The organism is Tritonibacter horizontis (genome assembly GCF_001518015.1).
Taxonomy (GTDB): domain Bacteria; phylum Pseudomonadota; class Alphaproteobacteria; order Rhodobacterales; family Rhodobacteraceae; genus Epibacterium; species Epibacterium horizontis.
Genome location: NZ_LPUY01000136.1, coordinates 1 through 5,751, shown reverse-complemented (window position 1 = coordinate 5,751; position 5,751 = coordinate 1). Strand labels below are relative to the sequence as shown.

General features: G+C 57.9%; 5 protein-coding genes. All 5 read right to left on the bottom strand.

Going from position 1 to position 5,751, the window contains the following annotated elements; translation table 11 throughout:
* Positions 1–251: 251 nt before the first annotated feature.
* The gene (locus TRIHO_RS21945) at positions 252–2,741 is read right to left on the bottom strand and encodes a S8 family peptidase (protein ID WP_065323581.1); all 2,490 of its coding nucleotides are present in this window, start codon (positions 2,739–2,741) and stop codon (positions 252–254) included.
* A 3-nt stretch (positions 2,742–2,744) separates the two neighbouring features.
* Positions 2,745–3,749 (bottom strand): AAA family ATPase, encoded by a 1,005-nt coding sequence (locus TRIHO_RS21940; protein ID WP_065323580.1) that lies wholly within the window; start codon positions 3,747–3,749, stop codon positions 2,745–2,747.
* A 249-nt stretch (positions 3,750–3,998) separates the two neighbouring features.
* Positions 3,999–4,580, bottom strand: a complete 582-nt coding sequence (locus tag TRIHO_RS21935; RefSeq protein WP_065323590.1) for a rhomboid family intramembrane serine protease — start codon at positions 4,578–4,580, stop codon at positions 3,999–4,001.
* 148 nt (positions 4,581–4,728) lie between these two features.
* Positions 4,729–5,379: a hypothetical protein gene (locus TRIHO_RS24255; protein ID WP_232367860.1), complete on the bottom strand. Its 651-nt coding sequence runs from the start codon at positions 5,377–5,379 to the stop codon at positions 4,729–4,731.
* Between the two features lie 41 nt (positions 5,380–5,420).
* On the bottom strand, positions 5,421–5,751 hold a 331-nt coding region (locus tag TRIHO_RS21925), incomplete at its 5' end, for a DUF736 family protein (protein ID WP_131811241.1).

Sequence of the window (5,751 nt, the reverse complement as noted above, 5' to 3'; positions counted from 1 at the left end):
GCGCGACGGACCGAAGGGCCGTTCTCCCCTGCGACACGCGAAGCCGAGCAGGGGATATGCCAAGGTTGATGTGCTGGCGACGCCGCTGCAAATTCCACAGATTGCTTTTCCACGCATTCGATCTGAGGGTGGGAAGCCGACATTCGTTGCGTGCGCGACTCAGATGGAAGGCCTCGGCAGGAGCGGACATTCAGGTGGTTTCTGCGCATCGAACAGTCATCTTGTCCTGCCGACGAAAGGCAGGCCAGAATTCATGTTCCTATTTCAATATCTTGGGAAACCGGCACGGTGCCGAAAATGATCGAGTTGATATCTGTGTGCAAGGTCACGTCTTCTCTTGCGGTCTTCACTGACACCACCAACGCATATCGTGTCTTTTGCTGACGTGTGGCAGTATCCGCGCGGTTCTTCCACCAACCACCGACCGGCTTTATGCAGAGAATATTGCGCGCCAAGAGCCACGCGGCTGGCCCTTTCCATTCGTTACAGTGCAGCGATCCGGACGGCGTGCCATCAGGAAAGCGCCAATTGTCGGTGTCCGATTGCGTGGGGGGCTTGCGTCGTGGGTCTGCTCGCTCTTCGACATTCACCCTCTTTTTGAATTCATCAGTGCTTTCCATCCGGCGTTTCAAGTCGAACCGCAAGCCGAACGACTGATACCGATATGGATCGAGCGAAGCCAACGCTCCCGGGTTTGGATCAACAAAGTATGACAAGGTGATCTTCAGTCTGACCTCCTCATCCCCTAGCGCTTCAAATGCCTGTCGCGGCCAGGGCAAGTCGTAGTAGTGGCAGTCTTTGAAACCCGAGACGCCATAGGGTTGGATTTCGGACTGCGCCACCAGAGCGAGATGGTTCTCAGCTGAAGCAATTGCCCGCTCATACGTGGGTACGCCGTATCCGAAGTGCCGCAACAGCTTTGCAGCGTCGGTTTTCCCTAAGGGGTCTAGCGCAAATCGCATCTTATCTGTCCACTCGGCACCGTGGACCATTAAGGCACGGATAGTCTCCGGCCAGTATTCAGGCTTGGCCGCCATCAAGCGGCACGCCAGTCGCGCAGCTTCGGCTGTTGCCGCGCTTGTAGCACGAAACGGTACCAACGGACGCCGGTCAACTTCGGGACCAGAGGTTGCGACCGAAAGAGAGGTTGTATCGACAACGGTGGTTCGGGAAGCATCCACAGCGCGGTTTCCAGCTTCCATGACAATGTCGGGTTTTATCGGCCTATTGCGCCCTGTCGTCCATAGCGTCGAAGTCCTCGTGAAAGGGCTAAGGTCGCCCGCTTCGGCAAGCGGCGAATGGTCGGCCAATTCAGGTTCGGCAATGTGGATTTTGTCAGTGTAGCCACCGACGGTTACGACATTCCAAGCTTGTGCCGGGTCCTCAATCGGATAAGTGTCCGAGGGTTGGACCTCGTGTAACATGATCGGGTTGGGTGCATTACCTGCGGAAACAACAATAAGGCGTCTGAGTGCCCTTTTGTCGTCCATTGTAACGCCCGCCGCTTCTTGATCAAGCGCCGCACTCCATGTTGAAGGCTGTGTCCCTGAGATGTCTTCATTGGTAACCGCCATGCAGAAAACGCGGCCGCGTTCTGGTCGCCCGATTTCCGCAAGGCTGACGGCAGACTTCGTGATCGGACCGTAGAAGCGCTCTTCGGGCTTTCCCATTCCCGGAGGCGGAAGGATTTTTACACTCTCTAGTCTATGGGCCAGTTTAACCTGGTTTTTATCAGCTAGCTTTGGCACGAGGTCGCCATGCAGAGCGATCCCAGCCATTTGAGTCCCATGGCCAGGACGCGGACCGGTATCGTCTACTCCCCATTCCGGACGAACACTGTATAGGTCAGCGGGTGAAAGAGCGGGTTCAATCAAACTATGCGCACGATTGACGCCACTGTCCAAAAGGCAAATCGCTGGAACCTCTGCACCGGGCCATTCGATCCGGACCGCAAGGTCGTCGGTCCATTCAAACTGTTCATCAGGATTTAGGTCATCAATGAAGAAATGCGGAGTATCCGTGGCTCGTCGAAGTTCTGTGATTGAAAACCGCGCAAATAGCATCAACTCGATGGTAGCGCGCGCGGCAAGAACGGGAACAACCACGTGTTCTGGAAACACCAAACGCTGTTCCTTTGGAGCGCATCGTGCATCGAGCTTTTCAGCCAAAGCATCGAGAGCATTCTCTGCCGACTTGATGCACCACACCTCCCACCAGATCGTATCGTTGGGGTCTTGCGGCAGCGCTTCCAGATCATCTGTCCAGAAGGTTTCGAGACGGGCCTTTCGGATGGCCTCAATCGGTTCAACGAATGACTTGTATGGCGGGTTTTGACCTTTTTCAGTCAGTTCGCCCGACTGGTAGTCGGCCAGAATGCTTTCAAGTACCGGCTTTGCGTCTTCAGGAACAAACAGGCCAACGATCCGAGTATCGGCAGCTCCCAGCTTTGCAGAAGCCGGTTTAAGGTTGCTTCGCTTCCTCTCCAGACTATCCGGGCTGGCGTTCGGTCTCAGCTCCACTTCCAAATAGACACCAGCAGCGGGAGATACCCGTTCATCGCGCGGACGATCTTGCTCAAAGTCGTTTGCTGCCTGCGAGAACTGCCCTCGGAGCATTGCGCCATGCTGCTGGCGGTCCCGAGGAGGAGGGCTTCCGGGAAAACGCTCATTGGTGGACTTGAAGTCCGCGCGCTCCCGTCTGCTTTCGATGTTGATATGCGGTAAGGAGTACTTGGATGCCATCTACTACTTGTTCACTGCCGAAGGTCGAAACGCCTCTCGCATTTCTCGCCTGTCATTCAGCCTGCGCAGCAGATCGTCCGATGTCACGTTCTTCCGCTCAGCCAGGATTGCGCTTTTCACCGCGTCTTCTGTTGCGCGGGCAATCTCAGACTGGCTCAACCCTTGGGCCGATGCAAGAATGCTCTTCCACTTCAGGTTGGGGAATTTCATTGGCCGCAGATTGAACTTGATGATCGTGCGGATTTCTTCGTCAGTGGGCGGACAGAATTCCATAACCAGATCGAACCGGCGCAACAGAGCCGGGTCGAGCAGGTCTGGATAATTCGTTGCGCCAATGATCACGCTGTCCGTGGAATTCGGCTCTTCCATGAATTGCAGGAAAGAATTCAACACGCGGCGCATCTCGGCAACGTCATTCGTCGCGCCTCGATTTCCTCCGACAGCATCGAATTCGTCAAAGAGATATACCCCCCGGTGACGGGCGGTTTCGTCAAAAACGAGCTTCAGCTTGGCGGCAGTCTCACCCATGAAGCGCGTGATGAGGCTTTCTAGGCGGATTACGAACAACGGCAACCGCAACTCACCAGCCAAGGCTTCCGCCGACATCGTCTTGCCCGAACCCGGTGGTCCGACGAAGAGAACACGCCGGCTGGGCGTCTTGCCATGTTCGCGGAGCCAGTCACGCTTGTGCTGTTGCAAGACAACGTCGTCCAGCCGCGCACGCAACGAGGCGTTCATGACGACGCTTTCAAGATCGAAGCGCGGCGGGCGCATCTCGATCAAGTCGGCAAGATCACCACGCGGGGACGCGAAAGGCACGGCGACGGTTTGGCCCGACGCCGCCTTCTCCCGCGCCTTGTCTACAGCGGCCCTCAGGTCTTCTGCGAGTGTACGACGCCCTTGCCGGGCCTCTGCGGCGGCAACCTGCAACGCAATTGAATAGAAATGCTCGTCGTCACCGTCCGCCTTGCTCTGGAGCATAGCCAGTATCTGCTTTGCGTTGGACATGCTCCAGACCCTTGGTGCTTGCGACGATTTCCTTTTTCCCAACGGGTTAGTCTGTCGGACCGTCTCGATTTTGTGCGAAGATCGCAAATCCTCGCTGATTTGTCGACGGGAATTCAGCACCCCAAGCAAAAACGAGACAGTGTGAGCGTAACGCCTCTGGCGAAAAAAGTCAGCTAAGTCGTTCCCCAACGCAGCATGACGGTCAATGATGAAGGTCCGGTTGGGGCCGACCACGTCTGGCGTACGGCTTCAGTCCAGATCGACACCGCCGAGGCGCGGCGCATGGACATGCGTCCGGACAAGGGCTACAGCGGCAGCGCCCGCGAAAGCGCCGAACAGATGCGCCTCCCACGAGACGTCAGGCTGACCCGGAAGAACGCCCCAGAGAATAGAGCCGTAGAGGACACCGACCACCAGTGCCGCGCCCAGCGTGATCGGGGAGCGATCCACGAGGCCGCGCGCGACGAGGAAGCCAAACCAGCCGAAGACGAGCCCTGACGCACCGATATGGATGGCCGAGCTTCCGAACAGCCAGACAAGACCGCCGCCGAGGCCGATCACCACGGCGTTCACGGCCAGCAAGGCCCGCGTGGTCGTAGTCACCAGCAGCCCACCCATCACCAGGAGCGGCGGCGTATTGGCCATAAGATGCGCGAAGCTTCCGTGCAGCAGCGGCATTGCGACGACGCCATCCAAACCATCGAGCTGCCTGGGAATCAGGCCGAAGGCCGGGTTCAAACCGTAGCCGATGATCCAATTGACGACTTGGACCGCCCAGAGCAGCGCGACAAAGGCGACAAGCGCCGCGGCGCGACGAAAGAAGGCGCGCATGTGATCCCGGTTCATCATGTTGGCGACAGTAGACGTCCCCACAGCGCCTTCAACGGCTTTCGCGCGCTGCACAGGGTGCCACCTTTGGGAAAGGGGGTTTGAGGCGGCCAACCTCGGTACGGCTCAAGCCAAGAGAATGGCTCCGATCTTACACGGTGTTGCCCGGACGAAAGGGCTGCGGTTCACGCTCGGGGCGCTTCAAGGCTTCGGCGTATTTACGGGCATTGTCATCGATCGTGCCGTGCCAAAGCTTCGAGACGAAGGCCCGGGCGTCTTGGACTGTCATGTCTTTCAGCGAAGAGGACAGCACCATGAAAAGCTCATCCTCGCTGATCGCAGCGGCGCGGTGCATGGCGTCAGCGTAAAATGACGGGTCGTTGAGAACCTGCTCGCTCAGCGGCATCCGCGCGAGGTTCTCTTCCGGGATCGCCATGAAGATCGTGTCCTGCAGGTCGGCCAGATACGCATGCCGCGATGTGGACACCGGCTTTCCGGCCGCCTTGGCCTCCAGATATGCCTGCCTTGTCCTGTCGAGCTTTGCCCTTGCATGGGTCAAGATGACTTCACGCTGCCGGGCGGGTAGCGCAAATCCGGTGCAGCGCTCGATATTGGCGAGGAGATCTGCAACCTGTGCCTCAACATCAAAGTTGTCAAACCATGGAACCGTCCCTGATCTAGCCGCCACGCGCCCGCCCTCTATGTTTCGATAATATATTATTGTATCGCATTTACACCAGATCGCAAGCGGGTGGCGTCCTTCACGCAAACGGACATGGAAAAAGGGGAACCGTGGTCCCACGGCTCCCCTTTCGGTTCAGATCGTCTCACCTTGCGCGCTGATCAGGCAACCAGCGACAGCCCCGCGCCCGCGTCCTGCGCCTGATCGCCGCTGTCGATGAACGGGATGATCGAGAAGGTCTGCCCGCCGCGCTGCTCTTCGTTCTGCACGGCGTTGACGCGCAGGTCGCCATCAGGCGTGTTGATCAGCAGTGACAAGTAGTCATTGCCCGTGCGACTGCTTTTGGCCATCCACGCCGAGCCGACGCGGATCGGCGTGCCCCGGGGCGAGCTGACCTCGATGCGATAATCAGGGTGAGTCTCCTCGGATTTGTAGCCGTTCTCGATCAGCATGAACTCCAGATCGAACATCATGTTGGCGATGTAGCCGGTG

Coding starts and splice junctions, on each gene's coding strand:
- TRIHO_RS21940 (WP_065323580.1), bottom strand. CDS start 3,749: ATGTCCAACGCAAAGCAGATACTGGCTATGCTCCAGAGCAAGGCGGAC.
- TRIHO_RS21935 (WP_065323590.1), bottom strand. CDS start 4,580: ATGCGCGCCTTCTTTCGTCGCGCCGCGGCGCTTGTCGCCTTTGTCGCG.
- TRIHO_RS21945 (WP_065323581.1), bottom strand. CDS start 2,741: ATGGCATCCAAGTACTCCTTACCGCATATCAACATCGAAAGCAGACGG.